This window comes from Rhodococcus sp. MALMAid1271, from assembly GCF_049195265.1.
Classification (GTDB): Bacteria; Actinomycetota; Actinomycetes; order Mycobacteriales; family Mycobacteriaceae; genus Rhodococcoides.
The window spans coordinates 81,400-101,300 of record NZ_JBMIRQ010000128.1 but is presented as its reverse complement, the minus strand read 5'-3'; the positions used below and the strand labels follow the sequence as shown (position 1 = coordinate 101,300).

Below are 19,901 nucleotides of genomic sequence, written 5' to 3'. Positions count from 1 at the left end.
TTTCATGCCTCGCACCTATCGAGCGTTCGCAGCACTGTTGCTGCTCCCTGTTCTGGCGGGGTGCACCGCGGTCGTGCCGCTCGCCGCGGATGCACAGCGAGCGGTATCGGCGGTGGTGCGGGGGTCCGATCCCGAGCCGCTGATGATCGCAGACCCTGGAACCGGCAGTGGGTCGATCGTCAGCGCCGAGACGATGCCCAATCTTCCGATCCAGGTGCGGCTTTCGGGGGTGAACGCTGCGCGGGTGGTGTATCGCTCGGTGCAGCCGGGGGTGGGCGAGCGGGAAGTATCGGGAACGGTGTTCACCCCGTCCGGGGATGCCCCCGAGGGTGGTTGGCCGATCATCTCCTACGCGCACGGAACCACCGGCATCGAGCAGGCCTGCGCACCGTCCGAATCCAACTCGCTGCTCGGTGCTTCGGAGCTGGTGCAGGGTTACACCACAGCGGGATTCGCGGTGGCCATCACCGACTACGAGGGTCTGGGTCATCCCGGCAACCATGCTTATCTGGACAACATCACTGCCGGCTACGACGTGATCGATGCCGTGCGGGCGCTGCGGACGGTCTTTCCCGATGTCGGGACCCGCTGGGCTGCGTTCGGTGGGTCGCAGGGCGGCGGTGCTGCCTGGGCTGCGAACGAGCTCGCACAGTCCTACGCACCCGAACTCGATCTGGTGGGCGCAGTGGCACTGGCCCCGGCGGCCGACATGGTCGGGTTGGTGGACAAGGCCATTGCCGGCACCTTGACCGAGGATCAGGGTCCGTTGCTGCAGTGGGTTCTCGAGTCGTTGTCACGCCGAGATCCGGGTCTGAATCTGGACGACTATCGCAGTGGCGACGCGGCGCGGGACTGGGCCGCGCTCACCGGCTGTACACCGGACCAGGCCGGGGCTCGTGACGATGCAGTGAAACGGCTCGGTGACAAAGACTTTGCGCCCACAACGCAGCAGGCTGCTGCGGCACTGCGAGATGCCCTGAAGTCGATGGCTGTACCGACGGGGCCTACAACGGCACCGATGTTGGTGGCGTTCGGCGACGCCGACACGTACATCGACGTGGCTTGGACCGACGCCGCACTCGGGCGGGCGTGTGCGTATGGAGATGTGATCACCATCGATCGTCAGGCCGGGCGGGGGCACGGGGACGTGAACGGGGACGCAGTCAATCAGTGGATAGGAGATCGGTTCGGCGGGGTGCCCGCGCGCAACGATTGCAATCGATGAAGGGGGAGCGGCATGGGTTTACGGCAAGATCTGACGGTACGGGCGAAGGATGTCGTCAAGAGGCGGCTCGGTCGCGGTATCGCGGTGGGCGCGTTCGGGGAGCCGTATCTGGTGGTAGCGGTGCTGGGGCAGTCCAATGCGCACGGCGCGGGCCTGGGGTTGGAACGTCAGGGTCTCGACGCGCCGCATCCGCGGGTACATCAGTGGGCGGCATCGGGTCGGTCGAAGAACACCATCGTCGCCGGCAGTAACCCGCTCTTTCACGAGGTGCCATCGAAGGCAGTCGGTTTCGCGCCGACATTTGCAGCCCGCCTTGCAGATACGACGGGTAGGCCGGTGTTGATCGTCCCGTATGCGCGGGGAGATTCGGGTTTCGCGCGTATTCACGGTATCTCCTGGGATCCGGCCGATACCGGGGCCCGCGTCAACCTGTTCTGGGCTGCGGTGGATCGCATCAGAACCGGCCTGGCCACCACGCCCGGCAACGAGCTTGCCGCGGTGCTGTGGCATCAGGGTGAGAGCGATGTGCCGCTACTGACCGGTCCGGTGTACGCTGAGAAACTCGACTCTCTCATCGACACCCTGCGTGCGGAGTTCGGTGAGGTTCCGTTCGTGCTGGGGCAGATGGTGCCGGACGAGATCGAATCGGGGGAGCCGAACTACGCCGTCATCGATGCCGTCCACGCCGATACGCCGCGGCGTAGGACCAACGTGGCGTACGTACCCGGGCCGAAGGGCCTCTACAACAGCGACACCGAGAAAATTCACTACAACGCCGTGGGACAACGGGAGCTGGGTCACCGAATGTGGACGGCCTTCGCGAGGATGTCATCGCACGTCGAGTAGACGGGAATTCACGTGCTGCATCGGACACGCAGCGCGCCGGAGTCGTTGTACGTGTGCACCGCAGTATCGGTCCCACGTTCGACCGACATCGCTTGACATCGAGTGTCGATCTGTTGCTAAGTGGTTCCCGGGGGTGGGTCGAAACGGGGGATTCATCGACGTTCGCAACGCGGCAGATGCATGTAGTTAATGCACTCGAAACATGTAACGACCTGCGGTTTGGCGTCGATCAACATATCGTTATCACGAGTCACGTTCAGCAGGATTTATACGGATTATGCGACGGGGTTGCACGGAGCTGTGTCGATCACGCATGCGATACGAAGCTACGTACCGAGGGGAAGTCAGTGTCAGTCAGTGATCTGGATACAGCGAATTCCGTAGTCTCGTGGCGCGACGCGAGGAAGATGCGAAGGGTGACGTCGCGTCGCGAATGGGAAGCGCACTACACCGAGGGCTTGCGGGTCACCGACACGGTTGTCGTTCTCGGCGCGGTGACAGCTGCTCAGGTCATCCGATTCGGCGATATCGACTTTCAGCAACCGTGGGCCATCGTGAGTTATTTCGGTGTCTCGGCAGTGCTGTCGGTGCTGTGGTTGACCTTCCTCGCGATCTTCCGCACTCGCTCACCCCGGGTCATCGGTAACGGTTCGGAGGAGTACCGACGCATCGTCTCGGCCACGTTCCGCCTCTTCGGCACCATCGCCATCCTGTCTTTGCTGTTCAGGCTCGATATTGCTCGGCTCTATCTCGCCATCGCGTTGCCTGTCGGCTTGATCGGGTTGCTGCTCAGTAGGTGGGGTTGGCGCAAGGTGGTGGCCCGCAAGCGTGCTCGCGGTGGATATCAGACGGCGGTGCTCATCGTCGGTAGTCGTAGCTCTGCGCTCTCGATGGCGCAGTCTTTCGAGCGCTCTGCCGCAGCCGGATACAGCGTCGTGGGTGTCTGTCTGCCCAATTACGAGCCCGGCAGCGACTCGTCGCTGACAGTCGACGGTGTCGAGATCCCGGTGCTCGGTGACGAGCACAGTGTGGTCGAGGCCATCGAGACCTCTGGCGCAGACACCGTTGCGGTGACGGCCACAGAGCACATCGGCCATCGCGGTCTCCGGAAGATGGTGTGGGACCTCGAGAAGAAGAAGGTGGACCTGGTGGTGTCTCCAGGGGTGATGGACGTTGCGGGTCCGAGGCTGGTGATGCGTCCGGTCGCGAACTTCCCCCTCATTCATGTGGAGAAGCCGCAATACAACGGCGCAAAGCGATTCAGCAAGACGGCCTTCGATTTCCTGTTCGCGTCGACGGTTCTGCTGATGATCTCGCCCATCCTCATTGCGCTGGCTGTGCTCATCAAGCTCACCAGCAAGGGGCCGGTGTTCTACAAGTCCGAGCGAATGGGTATCGAGGGCAAGCCGTTCCAGATGATCAAGTTCCGCAGCATGGTGCAGGACGCAGACAAGCGAGTGCAGGAGTTGGCCGCGCAGAACGAGGGTGCAGGCGGTGTGCTGTTCAAGATGCGCGAGGACCCGCGGGTCACCCGGGTGGGCAAGGTGATGCGCAAGTTCAGCCTCGACGAGCTTCCGCAGTTCGTCAACGTGCTCAAGCGTGAGATGAGTGTGGTCGGTCCGCGGCCGCCATTGCGCAGCGAAGTGGAGACCTACAACGGTGAGGTGCGACGCCGGTTGCTGGTCAAGCCCGGCATCACTGGCCTGTGGCAGGTCAGTGGCCGCTCGGACCTGTCGTGGGAGGAGAGCGTGCGCCTCGACCTCTCGTATGTCGAAAATTGGTCTATGACAGGCGATTTGCTCATCATCGCCAAGACGGCCGTGGCGGTGCTGGGAAGTGAAGGCGCATACTGACCCTGCGGACGGTCGGTTTTGTTCGTATCATGAACCGATGGCCACTGTTTCGGAGAACGGACGTGACATCACCATGTCTCAGAACTCATTTCACGATTTCCTGGGCGATCGTGTCGACCAGATCGCGCGGGTCCATCTCAACCGGTCCACGTCCTTGCAGGCAGTGATTGCCGACGGTGTGGACGCGTACACCTCGGCCTACATCGAATATCACGGCACCGAGGCACCGTTGGATCTTCAGGTGCCCGAGGTGCGAGCCGAACTGAGCGATTTCGTTCATCGTTGTGCCGAGGCCGTCGAGGAGCCGGAGAATCCGCAGTTTCCCGTTCGCCGCTGAGACGCCCCGGCGTCCGTGCTTGTTCGTTTTTTCGTAACCCCGGACTTCTCGGAGCGGCGAACCGGGCAGGCTGTGTTTACTATTCCCGTGTGCGCGCGACCTGAAAGCACTGTGCTGCAGGCCGTTACTGTGATCGATCGTCACGGTAACTCGTCGCCATTGTTCAGGACGACCGACGGGGAGAACACATGCGAATCACAGTCTTCGGCACCGGGTATCTCGGTGCCACACATGCCGCCTGTATGGCCGAGCTCGGCCACGAGGTGCTCGGTGTCGACGTCGACCCGGCCAAGCTCGCGAAGCTCGAAGCCGGCGAGGTCCCGTTCTGGGAGCCCGGCCTCGAAGAAGTGCTGCAGCGCAACATCGCGGCCGGTCGTCTGCGCTTCACCGCGTCGTACCAGGAAGCGGCCGATTTCGCGGAGGTGCACTTCCTCGGTGTCGGTACTCCCCAGAAGAAGGGGGAGTACGCGGCCGATATGAAGTTCGTCGATTCAGTCGTCGAGACGCTCGCACCGCTGTTGACCAAGCCGGCCGTGATCTTCGGTAAGTCGACCGTCCCCGTGGGTACTGCCGAGCGGCTGGGTCGGATCGCCCGCAAACTCTCGCCTGCAGGGGAGGGCATCGAGGTGGCCTGGAACCCCGAGTTCCTGCGTGAGGGCTACGCCGTCAAAGACACTCTCCACCCCGATCGACTGGTGCTCGGCGTCGATCGTGACCGTCCTGGCCGCGCCGAGGAACTCGCTCGCGAGGTCTACGCGCAGTTGCTGGAGGAGAAGATTCCGTTTCTGGTCACCGATCTGGCCACTGCCGAGCTGGTCAAGGCCTCTGCCAATGCCTTCTTGGCTACCAAGATTTCCTTCATCAACGCCATTGCCGAGGTGTGTGAGGCAGCGGGAGCGGACGTGTCCGTGCTCGCCGACGCCATCGGCCACGACGAACGCATCGGCCGCAAATTTCTCAACGCAGGTATCGGCTTCGGTGGTGGTTGCCTGCCCAAGGACATCAGGGCCTTCATGGCGCGAGCCGGTGAGCTCGGTGCCGATCAGGCTCTTACGTTCCTGCGCGAGGTGGACAACATCAACATGCGACGCCGCACGCGGATGGTCGAGTTGGCGCGCGAGGCCTGTGGGTCGCTGCTCGGTGCGCGGGTCGCCGTGCTCGGTGCGGCCTTCAAGCCCGATTCGGACGACGTCCGTGACTCCCCGGCGCTGAACGTGGCCGGGCAGATTCAGTTGCAGGGTGCCGCAGTCAACGTGTACGACCCCAAGGCCATGGAGAACTCGCGCGCACTGTTTCCCACCCTCACCTACAGCAGCACGGCTCTGGAGGCATGCGAGGGCGCGGACGTGGTGTTGGTGCTCACGGAGTGGAAAGAGTTCAAGGCCCTCGCCCCGGGTGACCTGGATGGTGTGGTGCGCAGTAAGAAGCTGATCGATGGCCGTAACTGCCTTGATCCGGAGCAGTGGCGCGCGGGCGGCTGGATCTATCGCGGTTTGGGTCGTCCCTGAGTGAGTGAGAACGGGTAAGGCGCATTAATCATTCAAAGGAATGAATTGTGCGCCTCACTCGTCATCGAATATCTGTAATTCACATTCACGTGTACTTTTTGTTCCGGTCGATCTGATGCTTTATCGCTGATTCCCGGACGTCGAGGTTTGCTAAACGACGACATTTGTGTTCTTCACAGTCCGACGCCACGAGAAACAGCGCTCGACTCTGTGAAGTGCCACAGTGGCGCTGTCGATCGCGCTTGTCTGTAACGTTTTTCGCCTCTTCGGCGGTTACACCCTACGAGTCCCTGTCAGGTCTCGAGGCTCGACTTCGTAAGTGTGGTAAACCAATCGAATGTCTCTATTCGTCTGTGATCCACATCGCCCGCGTGGTGCTTCGGACACGGACGTGGGACGATTCCAATTCGATACCAGTTGCAATACGGATTGGTACGGATCCAATTTCACGCGCTCGCTACTTTGCCTGCGCACGACTGCAGAGGAGGAGAGCACGTGGCAACTGTCGGGGCTGCACATCGCTCTCTCTGGGGTTCACCCCGCCGACATGACGATGCGACCACACGTACGCTCACCTCTCGGCGTGTATGGGAAGACCAATACATTCGCAGGCTGCGCATCACCGATGTGGTGGCAGTTGTCGCCTCGGTAGCACTCGCGCAGATCGTGCGCTTCGGGGATGTCGAAGTCACCAGCGTTCTGTCGACGATGACGTATACGGGTGTCTCGATCATCCTGGCCGGAGTCTGGATCGCCTTCCTGGCCATCTTCCGTACCCGGTCGACTCGAGTGATCGGCACCGGTGCCGAGGAGTACCGGCGCATCGTATCGGCCACCTTCCGACTCTTCGGAGTGATCGCGATCGCGTCGTTGCTCTTCAGAATCGGTTTCGCTCGGTTGTATCTTGCGATCGCGCTGCCCGTCGGCCTCCTCACGCTGCTGCTCACCCGTTGGATGTGGCGCAAGTACGTGACCAAGCTGCGGCACAACGGTGAGTACAAGACCTCCGTTCTGATCGTGGGCAGCCGCACCGCCGCGGTATCGATGGCGCAGTCGTTCGAGAGTTCGCCCTCCGCGGGCTATGCCGTGGTGGGGATCTGTATCCCCGGCTACGAGTACCCGCGGGACGGGGTTGTCCACATCGAGGGCACCGACATCCCGGTCCTCGGTGACGAGCACGACGTGCTCGATGCCATCGATCACTGTGGTGCAGATACGGTCGCCGTCACGGCAACGGAGCGTCTCGGTCACAGAGGTATCCGCAAGATGATCTGGGACCTCGAGAAGAAGGATGTCGACTTGGTCGTCGCCCCGGGCGTCGTCGACGTCGCAGGCCCCCGCCTGGTGATGCGACCCGTGGCGGGCTTCCCCTTGATCCATGTCGAGAAGCCTCAGTACAACGGAGCAACGCGCTTCAGCAAGACTGCGTTCGATTTGGTCTTCGCCGCGCTCATCCTGGTGCTCATTTCGCCGGTCCTGCTTGCGGTGGCGATCGCAGTGAAGACCACGAGCCGTGGCCCGGTGTTCTACAAGTCCGAGCGGATGGGCATCGATGGTAAGCCGTTCTCGATGATCAAGTTCCGCAGCATGACCGCCGACGCGGACAAGCAAGTTGCGCGTCTCCTCGAGCAGAACGAGGGTGCCGGCGGGGTTCTGTTCAAGTTGCGTGACGATCCGCGGGTGACGCCCGTAGGCAAGTTCATTCGACGGTTCAGCCTCGACGAGCTGCCGCAGTTCATCAATGTTCTCAAGCGCGAGATGAGCGTGGTGGGGCCGAGGCCCCCGTTGCGCCGCGAGGTCGAGACCTACAACGGAGAGGTTCGTCGGCGACTGTTGGTCAAGCCGGGAGTCACGGGCCTGTGGCAGGTCAGTGGGAGATCCGACCTGTCGTGGGAAGAGACTGTGCGTCTTGATCTTTCGTACGTTGAGAACTGGTCGATGGTGGGGGATCTGCTGATTATTGCCAAGACTGTTCGGGCAGTTGCTGGAAGCAACGGGGCTTACTGAACGACATGCCGAATTTCATTGAAAAGCCGGACTTGTGCCGGGCCTTGGAGGAGTGGGAACGATGAAGCGCGCGTTGATTACTGGCATTACTGGCCAGGACGGCTCGTACCTGGCGGAACTACTGCTGACCAAGGGATACGAGGTGCACGGCCTAATTCGGCGGTCGTCCACTTTCAACACATCTCGTATCGATCACCTGTACCAGGATCCACACGAGAAGGACGCCAAGCTCTTTCTGCACTACGGCGACCTGAGCGATGGTGCCCGTCTGGTTACGTTGCTCACCGAGATCCAGCCGGATGAGGTCTACAACCTGGGTGCGCAGTCGCACGTCCGCGTCAGCTTCGACGAACCCGAGCACACCGGGAACACCACCGGCGTCGGTTCCATCCGATTGCTCGAGGCCGTCCGTCTTGCCGGCTTGCAGTGCAGGTTCTACCAGGCGTCGAGCTCCGAAATGTTCGGCGCGACTCCGCCTCCGCAGAACGAAGAGACTCCGTTCTACCCGCGCTCGCCCTACGGCGCGGCCAAGGTGTACGCCTACTGGGTCACCAGGAACTACCGCGAGGCGTACGGCATCTTCGCCGTCAACGGGATCTTGTTCAACCACGAATCCCCTCGACGCGGAGAAACATTCGTTACGCGCAAGATCACACGTGCAGTCGCACGCATCAAGGCAGGCCTCGAGCAGAACGTCTACATGGGCAATCTCGATGCGATTCGCGACTGGGGCTATGCCCCCGAGTACGTCGAGGGCATGTGGCGGATGTTGCAGGCAGATGAGCCGGACGACTTCGTTCTGGCCACCGGCGGCAACTTCTCGGTGAAGGACTTCCTCGTCGTGGCATTCGAGCGGGCCGGTTTGGACTGGGAGAAGCACGTCAAGTTCGACGAGCGTTACCTTCGCCCCACTGAGGTCGACGCTCTGATCGGTGATGCCAGCAAGGCAGAGGCGAAGCTCGGTTGGAAGGCCACTGTGCACACTCCCGAGCTAGCGAAGATCATGGTCGACGCCGATATCGCAGCTCTCGAGCACGAGGGTCGTCCGTGGATCGACCGTCCGGCACTGCCGGATTGGGCGTGAGCGCCGTGGTGACGAACGGTTCGGCAGTATCCGACTACACGCCCACTCCTCTTGACCGTGACGCACCGTTCTACGTGGCCGGGCACCGCGGCCTGGTCGGATCGGCAATCTGGCGGCAACTCGAGGCATCCGGTTTCAGCAATTTGATCGGCCGTTCATCGTCGGAGTTGGATCTCAAGGACCGTGACGCGGTCTTCGCATTCTTCGAGGAGACCAAGCCGGCAACAGTGGTACTGGCGGCTGCCAAGGTAGGCGGCATCTTGGCCAACAGCACATACCCGGTCGACTTTCTCTCGGAGAACCTGCGAATCCAGGTGAACGTGTTGGACGCCGCTCTGGCGCAGAACGTGCCGCGCTTATTGTTTCTTGGGTCGTCCTGCATCTATCCGAAGTTGGCTCCGCAGCCGATCAAGGAGGAATACCTCCTCACCGGTCACCTCGAGCCGACTAACGATGCGTATGCCATCGCGAAGATCGCCGGCATCCTGCAGATCCAGTCGGTACGTAGGCAATACGGATTGCCGTGGATCTCTGCGATGCCGACAAACCTCTACGGCCCGGGCGACAATTTCTCACCGAAGGGCTCGCACGTGTTGCCGGCGCTCATCCGTCGCTACGACGAGGCCCGTCGCCATGGTGTCGATACGGTGACCAATTGGGGTAGCGGATCTCCGCGCCGAGAATTTCTGCACGTCGATGACATGGCGGCCGCCTGCATCCATCTGCTTGAGCACTACGACGGACCGGCGCAGGTGAACGTCGGTACCGGTGAAGATGCCACGATCAAGGCGATTGCCGAAATTATTTCCGCTGCAGTGGGGTTCGAGGGCGAGACCAAGTGGGATACGTCCAAGCCGGATGGCACTCCGCAGAAGCTGTTGGATGTGAGCAAGCTGCGGAGCGCGGGATGGAAGCCTCAGATTGATCTCGAAGCGGGGATCGCTACCACAGTCGAGTGGTACAGAGAACATCTCAGTTTATTACGATTATAGCCATTGCTCCTGGAGGTGGATAGTGAGTTCCTATATTCAAAAATGCGGCCCAATGAATGTGAAGCTCGGCTAGTCATCTGGATAGCTGAGCAGGGTACAACCGAACAGTCATCCCAGGACGGAGCGGCAATAGAAGTGAAGATCTTGATCTGCATGGCCAGCATAGCTGTCAGCAAGGGAGGGCCAACCACAGCCGCGCACGCACTTTCAGCTGCCTTGGCTGAGCAGGGCCACTCGGTTACCGTCCTCGCTCATGACGACGGATTGCAGGACGCTGGGACCGAATTACCGGGCCGCACGTACTCTGTGCATAAATTCAGATTAACAACTAAGATCTGGCAGTTTTCGATTCAGTACCTGGCATGGGTAAGTAAAAATGTAGGAAACTACGACTTCGTCCTCATAAACTCATTGTTTCTCTCGCACACGACAGTTGTGAGTTTCTACGCGAGGCGCAATAGGGTCCCTTACGCGATACGCCCGCATGGCAGCCTGAACGTTGCTGACCTACAAAAGAACGCTATTATAAAACGACTGTACCTGAAAGCGATCGACAATAGGAATCTGAAAAATGCAAAATTCATATTCTGCACATCAGAAGCTGAAGTGATTCAGCTACAGAAACGTTCCTTTCAAACCGGGCGCGTAATTCCATTGGGAGTCGATACTGCATACCTTCAAGCCAGGCGAATCGCTGGCGACATTCAACGTAAGAGCCTTCTGTACATCGGACGAATTACGAAGAAGAAGAATGTTCACCTAATAATTATGGCACTCAGTGAGCTCAACAGGCGAGGGCTGGGATTTCGGGCCACTATAGCCGGCCCTGATGACGAAAATTTGAAGAGTGAACTTGTAGCTCTGGCCACAGAACACGGAGTCGATAAAGATATCGACTTCCTTGGTTTCATCGACAAAGAGCGCCAACTGCGTTTACAAGCCACTGCAGGAATCTTTATCCTACCGAGCAACGATGAGAATTTCGGCATCGCTGTAGCTGAATCGATGGCAGTCGGCATTCCAGTCATCATCTCAAAGGGTGTTAGCCACTCGTCGCATGTGGATCAATACGGAGGCGGAGTGGTCGTAGAACGCGACCATTCCGCTATAGCTCAAGCCGCCGAAAAAATTGCGAACCTAGATGAAAATATCTACATCGAACTGTGTAATCAGGCTAGATCCCTAGTAGCGCGTCAATACGATTGGCTGAAATCTGCGGATCGATTGGTCGAAGAGATATGCACTGTAGAACAGACACAGGGAACGACTCGCAATTCCTGGTGGAAGTGATGACAAACATCGCCGTTGTTATCCTCACTTACAATGAAGAGATTCACATTCGATCTTCGATAGAGGCCGTGAGCCGCATACGCCCGACGCCCGAGATTTTCATTATCGACTCGGGATCATCAGATCGAACCCAACAAATCAGTCGCGACTGCGGAGCCACTGTACTCGAAAACAAGTTCATTAACTATGCAAAACAGTTTACCTGGGCGATAGATAACATCCAGACATCCGCGGACTGGGTCATGCGCCTCGACGCTGACGAGATCGTCTCGGAGGAACTGGCCGACGAGCTGACGATTCTCATTCCGGAGCTGAGCGAAGATGTGACCGGAATCTATTTGCTAAGACGACACGTCTTCAACGGTACGCCAATCTTGCACGGTGGACGCTTTCCCTTAAAGTTGCTCCGAATATGGCGGTCGGGCACGGCGAAGATCGAAGATCGATGGATGGATGAACATATGGTGCTTAGCCGCGGTAGCACGATAACCGCAAAAGGCACCTTTGATGACGTGAATCTGAAGGGTCTGTCTTTCTTCATTGAGAAACACAATGGATACGCCACGCGCGAAGCCCTCGATGTGATTCTTGAACGACACCAGCTGGGTGGAAACGAGATAACCGTTAAAGATCAACCAGGGAGATTCACCCAGGACAGAATGAAGCGAATGCTCAAGCAAAAAGTTTTCTACCGGATACCTTACCCACTCGCCGCCACTCTATATTTTTCCCTGCGATACTTTGCTCAGCGCGGATTTCTAGATGGCGCATCAGGCCTTGAGTATCATTTTTTGCAGGGATTTTGGTACAGATTTCTCGTCGGCGCGAAGGTTCGCGAATTCGATGCGGAAATATCTCCATCGTGGACGGCCAATGAAAAGTTGCGATATTTAGCCTTCAAGTCCGGATATTCTATCGAGGCACTGGGCGGCGAACGACGAACAATTGAAACAGAACAACAATAGATGTGGGGGTCCAAACGCGAATGAGCCGACAGGCTATACTTCTGTTTGCAACCCAAATGGTAGTTGCTATTGCGAACCTTCCAGTGACGATCGTACTCGCTAGGGCGCTGGGACCGAGCGGCCTTGGCACTTACCAACTATACAATCGGATTGCGCTGGTCACTATAGCGGTAGCATGCCTGGGTTACCCCCATGCCATCGCGTGGGCGAGCGGATCTGCGTCGACTGCAGGTCAGCGTGGGGCAGTATTGCGTGTCGTGTATAGAAGCACAGCTTTAAGCGCTATTTTTGTCATTGCAACTTACGGCTTGCTGGGGCTGATCCCCTCAGAAATAACTGGCACCACGAACTGGTACTTATTTGGCGTGTTCGCAATACTCAATATATTTGCGGCCAATTTGTCCAACTATTTCCGCGGATTCTTAGACATCACTGGCATGGCCTTTTGTCGCATATCGCAAGCCGTTAGCTGGCTAGTATTATCAGTAGTCCTAGCGGTTACTCAAAGTTTATCCATAACTACGGCAGCATGCGCTCTTCTTGCGTCGCAAACTATTGCAATTGGGTTGTCATTTGTTCGACTGGGTGTCAGCGGCACCCTTCGAATCAGCATCGAGCCCATTAGTAGAAAAGAAATCTCAAGTTTTTCTCGCCGGGTCTTTCCCGGACTTTTGGTGAGAGAATGGAGTTCCCACCTCGACCAACTTGTGATTGGATTCGTGCTCTCAACCTACGCGTTGGGTATTTACACAGTAGCCGCGTCACTAACGTTGGCTTTAGCGCTTCTTACTGGACCTATAGTGAATACCGCACAACCGATTGTTCAAGCGACCAGCACGGCAGACCGATCAAATGTGGTCACTAAATTCTATGCAGCCACAATTCTCGTCATTGGCACACCCAGTGTGATCGTTGCCGCTCTGGCATACGTTCTCGTTCCGATGATTTACGGAAGTAGCTTTACTGGGTCGGTGCAACTTGCCCAGATACTCTGTATTTCTGCATTCTTCTCTGCCATCGCAGCGTGCGGCCAAGGCATTTTGGTGGGCGCTGGGTATCCCGGCTCCGGAAGCATTGGCACAGCAATTGGATTTGCGACCACGTGCGGTCTGTGGATCTTGCTCATACCCCATTATGCCCTGGTCGGCGTTGCATGGTCGTCGGCAATTGGTATGGGTGTCAGCGCATGTTTCACATTCTCGGTGGTAGCCAAACGAGTCGATGTAAAGTTCCTGGCTCTGGCAGTAGGAGTTATAAAAGACGCCTCATCAGTAGTAAGGGATATATTGATATCGCCCAAGTCGCTACTTCATGACCTCGGCTTATCCAGGAAGAACTCGGGAGATGATGAATTGTGAAGTGGAGGCTATGGATGTGTGACTGGAAGGCGAATCGCGGACGTCGCCGGATTCAGATCTCCCTCTTTTTGTTTCGCTTCGCCAAGAGCGCCAATGGGAGGTATGGCCGCTGGAGTTTTCCACTAACATTCATGTATAGACAGTACGCCTTATCTTATGTTGGATTTGACATTCCGATTAATACTGACATTGGGCCCGGTTTGCAAATACATCACGGGATCGGTCTGGTTGTCAATGGATCCGCAAAGATTGGCCAAGGCGTTCAACTGAGACAAAATACAACAATAGGGTCTCGACTGTCGTCGACCGATTCGCCTACCATTGGCAACGGGGTCGAGGTAGGAGCCAACTGTGTAGTCATGGGTGAAATTTTAGTCGGCGACCAGTCAGTCATCGGGGCAGGGACTGTGTTGCTGCATTCGGTGCCACGTAGATCTGTGGTGTTCGGAAACCCGGGAAAAATGCACCGTACACTTGAGGGGACGTCGATGCCTGGGGGTGTGCTGTGAGTAACGAAGCGCGAACTGTTGCATTCGCTCGAAAGGCCGGTCCAATGGTCAATCAGCGCCAAAATGTGGCTTTTACGACTGCAGTGCTGGTCGCGTCTGTACATCTGCTTGTGACCTTGATTGCTTGGCTAGGTCAGGCGTATGACGTCGCTGCTGGTTGCGCTGTATTTATACCACTGATTGTGCACTTCATTTCGTGGAGTAATCGTGATCGCAGTTGGTTGGTACCAAGCCCATCGTTAGTTGTGGCTGCGGCCTACACGGTCTTTTTCGGTGCCGGCCTAATTAAGTACTGGACTGACGACAGGAGGCTTCTCTTTCGTATCCTGCAAATCCCAGCGCAAGAGGTGGCATTTGTGGTGGGTGCAACTGCCGTAATCACCTCTTTTTTCGTCGCGGGCGCTTCTTCGTCTCGAAATCATTCGGCACCAGTGCCAAGAGCACATGCTTTTTGCACGCTGAAAGAACGGCCATTCATTGCAATGTCATTTGTTTTGTGCGCGCTCGCGTCAGCAGGGGCTGGAATGGTTGTTGCTGGTTTCGGCGGTCTCAGCGTGGCTGCTGACGCCTTGGGTCGACACGATCGTACGACGGGCATTTCAATCGCGGGCACTTTCGGAAGTTCAGCTTGGTCGATTTTTGCTGTGCCAGCTTTAATATCAGCATCGGTTGTTGCAGTAGCTTTTAAGCATCGGTTTGTTGGCTATCTTGGAATTTTTGCAATGGTTAGCATCTCGACGATCGCACTGTATATTTTTGGGAGCCGCCTAACTTTGGTGCTTGCGTTCGCAGGGTTTGCAGCGGTTTACTATTCCTTGACCGGACGCGTCGTGTCTTCACGGGTGGTTTACGCGGCATTTGCCTTCTTGCTAGTAGCGTCTTCTTTCGTTGTTTCTATTCGATCGGATGACGACAAGTTCGGTGATCTGGATCTTCTCGGTTCACTGTCCTACGCAGTCCTTGATGCTTCTATGGCTGCTAACGGTCACTCTGATGAACTGCAAGCAGACTTCGCCTCCGCTTCGCGCGCTGTCACGGTTCTGTCGACCGCATTGCCTAACAGTAGCTCATCGGCACTTGAGCTGTCGGAGGCTCGTGTCGATGTGCTGGTTGTACAAAAGATTGGAAATGAAGCTCAGGCAACGTCGAGTGGGATTCCGCCATCGCTTCCGACCTTTCTCCTGATTATGGCGGGGTTGCCCTTGGCAAGCTTATTGGCCTTTGGTCTTGGTCTCGTTCAATCAACAGCGGCAAACTTCCTGTTTAGTCGCAGGTCTTTGTTCTCAAACTTAATGCTTGGACTATTCACGGCTTTCGTTCTGAACTCATTCAAAGGGGGCGATCTACTACTTGACGTCGGTTCGGAGATCAGGAGATGGGTTTATATGGCGATAATTTATGGAGCGTGTTGGCTTGCGTTTGCGAGGCGACAAAATAATAAGGCGCAGGGGGTTTTCCATGAGTGATAGGCCCAACGTCGTGTACGTTGTCCACCAGTATCCTGTCGAGACGCAAACCTTCGTTGAGTCTGAGTGGAGGGCATTGGCGGCGCGCGGGTTTCGCGTCGATGTGTTCGCGTTACATGGTGACAAAAGGATGGCGATAGTCCACGAAGACTTGAGAGGACCGAGGAGGGTGCCGATTCTGCTGACTTACTGCAAGTTCATAGCCAAGTTACTTATGAATTTTAGAATAGTCGTCAGTGGCTATCCGGGTATCTTAGATAGTTATAAGTCTGCTGGGAGGTTTGTCTACTCGGTTGTGCGCGGCGTGCAGTTGGCTATCTCTGTGGACCGTTATAGTGATGTGCATCTTCATGCCCACTTTCTAGGTCGAACGGTTGAGGTGGCAGTAATCGCAAAGTGTTTGCTAGGTGCCCGCGCGCGATTGACTGCGACCGGTCACGCTGGTGATGTCGCCAATCCGCTTTCTGTTTCAAGGTTAGCTAAGAGCGTGGAGCGTTGCGACGCGGTAGTTTGTGCGAGTAGTTTCGTGGGTGATAAATTGGTAGAGCAAACTGGCGTCTTCCCAAGAATGATCGTGCATTGTGGCGTTAAAACGCGGACATCGTCTGGACGGCCGACGCGCCCCGATGTCTTAGAAATTCTTAGCGTTGGTCGGATGGTGCCGAAAAAGGGCTTCGACGACTGTGTGTTGGCGGCCCAGGTCCTGTTGGAGGAGGGTGCTAAGTTCATTTGGACATTTATCGGGGATGGCCCCATGCGGGTCGAGCTCGCTCAGCAGGCAGATAAATGTGGTTTGCGACAAGAGCTTCGGTTCGTGGGTGCTTTAGGTAACGATAAAGTCTTGGAAACGATGGCTCGCGCGGATGTCTTTGTTCTTACTCCGAAGCAGGACGCAGATGGTGATATCGACGGCATACCTGTCGTTTTGATGGAGGCGATGGAAGCAGGTTGTGTGGTAATTGCATCCAGACTTTCCGGTATCCCTGAGTTGGTTGAGCATCGTTTCAATGGGTTGCTTGTTGATCCTGGTTCGCCGGCGCAAATTTCCAGTGCCATCAACTTGATACGATCGGCCAATATTGATTTAGATCATATGAGCAGCAAAGCCAGGCATACCATTCGACAAGATTTTACTGCTGAATCGGGGGCCGAGCGGATGGAGGAACTAATCCTAAGCCTCAAGGGGTAGACTTGCCAACGTGGCTTGCCAGAGCGTCGGTCCATCTTGCGAACTTATCCAACATGGCACTTGAAGATAAGTATTTTTGGCTATAGATTGGTCCGTTCATTGATAACTTACGGCGATAATCTGCTTGCTTTTCAAGCCCCTGAATTGCTTCTATCAATGCGGATGGCTCGCCGGACTGCACTACAACGCCTGCGCCAGACTTTCTCACTTCGTCTGCTGTTATCCCGTATGGGTCTGTTGCGGCAATGACAGGCTTGCCAGCGTTGAAGTAAGTAGTGAGCTTACTCGGCACTGCCATCTCCGCCACCCCGACGGCTTCGTTCACGAGAAGGTAGTCCGCATCTTCGAGGGCGTCTTCGAACTCGTTGTCGTCAAGTGGATCGACGAAGGTGACGTTGTCATTTCTCTTCGCTAGTTCCTGCAATCGCCTCCGTTGATTACCATCGCCCAATAGTACGAATTGAATTGGTAGATTCTGCTCTTGGGCAATCTTTCCCGCGTTAATTACATTCTCTAATCCTTGCTTGGCTCCCATATTTCCGGCGTGCAGGACCACGGCCCGCCCAGTATGTAGGTTGAGGGCCTTCGCTTCTTTGTTTCCCGGCATTCGGTTATTCTCGACAGGGGAGTTAGTGTGTGTCCAATTTCGTATCGTCGTAATCCGTGATTGCTCGACGTTCATCTTGGATACTAGTTGATGAGCGAATCGGTCATGGATAACGGCTATTTGGTCGGCGGAGCGTAGTGTCCGCGCCTCAAGTGCCTGGACTAATCGAGCCGGGGTCTTGCTCATTGCGCCAGTTTCCACCACGCCAAGACTGTATAGATCCTGGACCCACACCCCTGTTGGAATCTTCGTTCGACTGTATTTGCTTTTTAGAATGGCACCGAAAGTGGGAATCAATGCCGGTGTGACAGATATGATCGCATCGGGCTGTCCCCAGTCTTGCATTATCATCCGAACTCCAAATTCAATCTCCATCCTTGTCCGATTCATGAGTGATGGATTGGATGGTACATAGTGATTCACACGGTGTACTATCACTCCTTCAACACTCCGGTCGACGTGCATTTTGTTGCCTTGGAAGTTCGATTGCACTCGCCACTGCGGGTAGTGGGGCAGCCCGGTTATTACGCGCACCTCAAATCCTCGATCTGCGAGCCCTTTTGCTAGGCCGGTTGTGTACACGGCGATTCCTGTAGGTTCGGGGGTGAAATTTATCCCGGATATGAGCACTTTTCTTCCGTTGGTCACACGGGGAGTGTAGTCGTTTCTGCGGAATTTTCCACCCGAACAAGTGTTCGTCAGTGCAGTTTTGTGGGGGGTCTTCGTGCCGTTTGCTCGGTCGCTAGTCTGTTGGGGCCTGAACTTGCTTCCGTATATTGGTCTTGGCAGTCGTTGAAGTCATTTTGGCTACTGGTTGCTACTCGGTGCTTGGCGCTTTGACGGACCCGAAGCTGCTAGTGCACTCACTCGCGACAGATGGCAATTATTTAGGTATGGGTTTGCTTTTACTTGAAGAGTGGTTACCTCCGAGGGTTGGTTAGTGAAGTGTGTGTATCATTTCGGCTTCGATTCCGGGCTGTTAGACGCTTGTTTTGCCGTTCCCATTGCGGTTGCCGTCGGCTTGAGTTGCGGGGAGCGTGTGGGCTGTCGAACTGTGGAGCGTCGAAAGTGCGCTACTTTGTGCCGACCCTTTAGCAGTTCGAGTCGACCGTCGATGGGAAAGCGATCAAGATCGCATCGATGATCCACGAACCTACGAGACTGTCGGTGCTCGACGATTGTGGATCGGTCGATCAGCGAGCAGCGTTCGGCCGAAGAGTTTGAGATGGGCCTGGCGCTGTGGGTCGGTCGGCCGTTGGTGCTGCGTGTCTACAACGGGCCTGAGTGCATTTCGCTTGTGGTGCAAAAGTTCTTGCGAGATCGCATCGGACGCTCTTGCATCTCGCCGGGCTCACTGTGAACATTAAATACATGGAATCTGAGGTCACTCCCACGTGCGGGGGCATGCGCTACCCGATGCACACACGCGTATCACACCGCGGTCTGCGAGCTCGACTGAAGGCAATCAGAACGTGGTTCTAAAACGATGTGGTTCTAGTATCGGGAACCTTCAAGTGCGGCATCATCTTCTCACGAAAGACGAAGTGCGGAAGAACTGGAAGGTTCTGCTGTGGCTCGCTACGGCCGTGACGTTGATCGGCGTGCTCCTCATTCCAGCTCGCAGCGGTAGCGCCGACGACGTGTGGTACCGCCTCGCAGGATCTGATGCAGAGCGGTATATCGGAATGGCGCAGGGTGATTCGATTGCGTATCCGTGGGGCGGTCGTTGGTTGGTACCGAGTATGGCTTCACTCGTGGATGGCTCACCGGTGGGAGCGCTGCAGGCGCTGAACTACCTGTTTTTGTTTCTGGCGGTTGCGGCGATCACCTACCTCGCTTCGGCCTACGCCTCGTCAGCTGCAGCGATGGTTGGCGCATGGGCCTTCACCGGGACAGGCGTGGCGTTGCTCGTGCTGTTTCAGAACCCGTTTCTCGTCGATTCTGCGGGTCTGTTCGTCTTTGCTCTTATCGGTATCGCGTATCGGCGAGAAAGCTACTGGGCACTGGCGGGTCTGGTCGTACTGGGTGTGACAGTCAAGGAAGTGGTGATCGGATTCCTGCTGTTGCTGTTGCTGCGTCGCCGGTGGCGAGAGTTGGCGGTATCGAGTGTTCTGTCCACAGGATTGCTCTACTACGGAGTGGTGTCTTCAGCCCCAGGCTCTGCCCTGCTCCCAGAGTTCTCCGGCGGGCTTGTCGTGAAGCTGGCATTCGGGTTAGGAGCCGGGTGGCTCCTCGCTGCGATAGCCGTTCTACAGATTTCAGCGCGGTTTAAAGCGGTTGGGCGACAGGATCTCCAGTACTTCTCTCTGACAATAGTCTTGAGCGTTGCGGTTCTTCCCCTCGCTACCGACACCAGTCGACTGCTGGTGTTTGCCCTTCCAGCCGTCGTGCCGCTCTGCGCGATCGCTCTGTCGGAATCGGGCAAAGCCCGCATCGCAGTCGGCGTCATGTTCGCCGTCCCTGCGGTCGTGTCGGTCATCCCGTCTAGACTCACATACACGTTGCGTCCGCAGCCCTTCGAGCAGTTGGAGTCTTGGTACAGCGCGAACACCGAACTGATTGCGGCGTCGGCGTTACTCGCCTTGATAGGCGCTGTCGTTGCCAGCTGGCCGGCCATTCTTGGGCTGACGAATCGCCATCGAGTCAGTGATGGTTCCTGAAGGCA

At 56.9% G+C, this 19,901-nt stretch carries 16 protein-coding genes; 15 read left to right on the top strand and 1 reads right to left on the bottom strand.

All coding sequences use genetic code 11. From position 1 onward, the window contains the following. Positions 1-4: 4 nt before the first annotated feature. The 14 genes from ACOQFP_RS25790 to ACOQFP_RS25725 all read left to right on the top strand — a co-directional run bounded on the left by ACOQFP_RS25790 (position 5) and on the right by ACOQFP_RS25725 (position 16,629). The gene (locus ACOQFP_RS25790) at positions 5-1,225 is read left to right on the top strand and encodes a lipase family protein (RefSeq protein WP_421585921.1); all 1,221 of its coding nucleotides are present in this window, start codon (positions 5-7) and stop codon (positions 1,223-1,225) included. 12 nt (positions 1,226-1,237) lie between these two features. Then, the gene (locus ACOQFP_RS25785; protein WP_421585920.1) at positions 1,238-2,071 is read left to right on the top strand and encodes a sialate O-acetylesterase; all 834 of its coding nucleotides are present in this window, start codon (positions 1,238-1,240) and stop codon (positions 2,069-2,071) included. 407 nt (positions 2,072-2,478) lie between these two features. Then, positions 2,479-3,924, top strand: coding sequence for a sugar transferase (locus ACOQFP_RS25780; protein ID WP_421585919.1), 1,446 nt, complete (start codon positions 2,479-2,481; stop codon positions 3,922-3,924). 37 nt (positions 3,925-3,961) lie between these two features. Continuing rightward, entirely contained in the window at positions 3,962-4,261 is a 300-nt protein-coding gene (locus ACOQFP_RS25775; protein ID WP_421585918.1) for a hypothetical protein, read from the top strand. Between the two features lie 188 nt (positions 4,262-4,449). Then, positions 4,450-5,769, top strand: a complete 1,320-nt coding sequence (locus tag ACOQFP_RS25770; RefSeq protein ID WP_421585917.1) for a UDP-glucose dehydrogenase family protein — start codon at positions 4,450-4,452, stop codon at positions 5,767-5,769. Positions 5,770-6,264: 495 nt separating this feature from the next. After that, positions 6,265-7,776: a sugar transferase gene (locus ACOQFP_RS25765; RefSeq protein WP_421585916.1), complete on the top strand. Its 1,512-nt coding sequence runs from the start codon at positions 6,265-6,267 to the stop codon at positions 7,774-7,776. A gap of 61 nt (positions 7,777-7,837) precedes the next feature. Beyond that, a complete protein-coding gene (gmd, locus tag ACOQFP_RS25760; protein WP_421585915.1) occupies positions 7,838-8,860 on the top strand; it encodes a GDP-mannose 4,6-dehydratase in 1,023 nt (340 codons plus the stop codon). A gap of 8 nt (positions 8,861-8,868) precedes the next feature. After that, complete coding sequence (locus tag ACOQFP_RS25755) at positions 8,869-9,852, top strand: GDP-L-fucose synthase family protein (RefSeq protein ID WP_421585937.1); 984 nt, start codon at positions 8,869-8,871, stop codon at positions 9,850-9,852. Between the two features lie 135 nt (positions 9,853-9,987). Further along, the gene (locus tag ACOQFP_RS25750; protein WP_421585914.1) at positions 9,988-11,142 is read left to right on the top strand and encodes a glycosyltransferase; all 1,155 of its coding nucleotides are present in this window, start codon (positions 9,988-9,990) and stop codon (positions 11,140-11,142) included. Continuing rightward, positions 11,142-12,107 carry a glycosyltransferase gene (locus tag ACOQFP_RS25745; RefSeq protein WP_421585913.1) on the top strand — a complete coding sequence of 322 codons (966 nt, stop codon included), beginning with the start codon at positions 11,142-11,144 and terminating at the stop codon, positions 12,105-12,107. Before ACOQFP_RS25750 ends, ACOQFP_RS25745 begins: the two co-directional genes overlap by 1 nt. A gap of 20 nt (positions 12,108-12,127) precedes the next feature. Continuing rightward, on the top strand, positions 12,128-13,465 hold the full coding sequence (locus tag ACOQFP_RS25740) for a polysaccharide biosynthesis C-terminal domain-containing protein (protein WP_421585912.1): 1,338 nt from the start codon (positions 12,128-12,130) through the stop codon (positions 13,463-13,465). 14 nt (positions 13,466-13,479) lie between these two features. Further along, on the top strand, positions 13,480-13,974 hold the full coding sequence (locus tag ACOQFP_RS25735; RefSeq protein WP_421585911.1) for a serine acetyltransferase: 495 nt from the start codon (positions 13,480-13,482) through the stop codon (positions 13,972-13,974). Continuing rightward, positions 13,971-15,440 (top strand): hypothetical protein, encoded by a 1,470-nt coding sequence (locus tag ACOQFP_RS25730; RefSeq protein WP_421585910.1) that lies wholly within the window; start codon positions 13,971-13,973, stop codon positions 15,438-15,440. The genes ACOQFP_RS25735 and ACOQFP_RS25730 overlap by 4 nt, the downstream gene beginning before the upstream one ends. Beyond that, a complete protein-coding gene (locus tag ACOQFP_RS25725) occupies positions 15,373-16,629 on the top strand; it encodes a glycosyltransferase family 4 protein (RefSeq protein ID WP_421585909.1) in 1,257 nt (418 codons plus the stop codon). Before ACOQFP_RS25730 ends, ACOQFP_RS25725 begins: the two co-directional genes overlap by 68 nt. Here the strand turns inward: ACOQFP_RS25725 and ACOQFP_RS25720 are convergent. Next, complete coding sequence (locus ACOQFP_RS25720; protein WP_421585908.1) at positions 16,619-17,884, bottom strand: glycosyltransferase family 4 protein; 1,266 nt, start codon at positions 17,882-17,884, stop codon at positions 16,619-16,621. The genes ACOQFP_RS25725 and ACOQFP_RS25720 overlap by 11 nt on opposite strands. Positions 17,885-18,750: 866 nt before the next feature. Here ACOQFP_RS25720 and ACOQFP_RS25715 point away from each other — a divergent pair. After that, positions 18,751-19,896 carry a hypothetical protein gene (locus ACOQFP_RS25715; RefSeq protein ID WP_421585907.1) on the top strand — a complete coding sequence of 382 codons (1,146 nt, stop codon included), beginning with the start codon at positions 18,751-18,753 and terminating at the stop codon, positions 19,894-19,896. Positions 19,897-19,901: the final 5 nt, after the last annotated feature.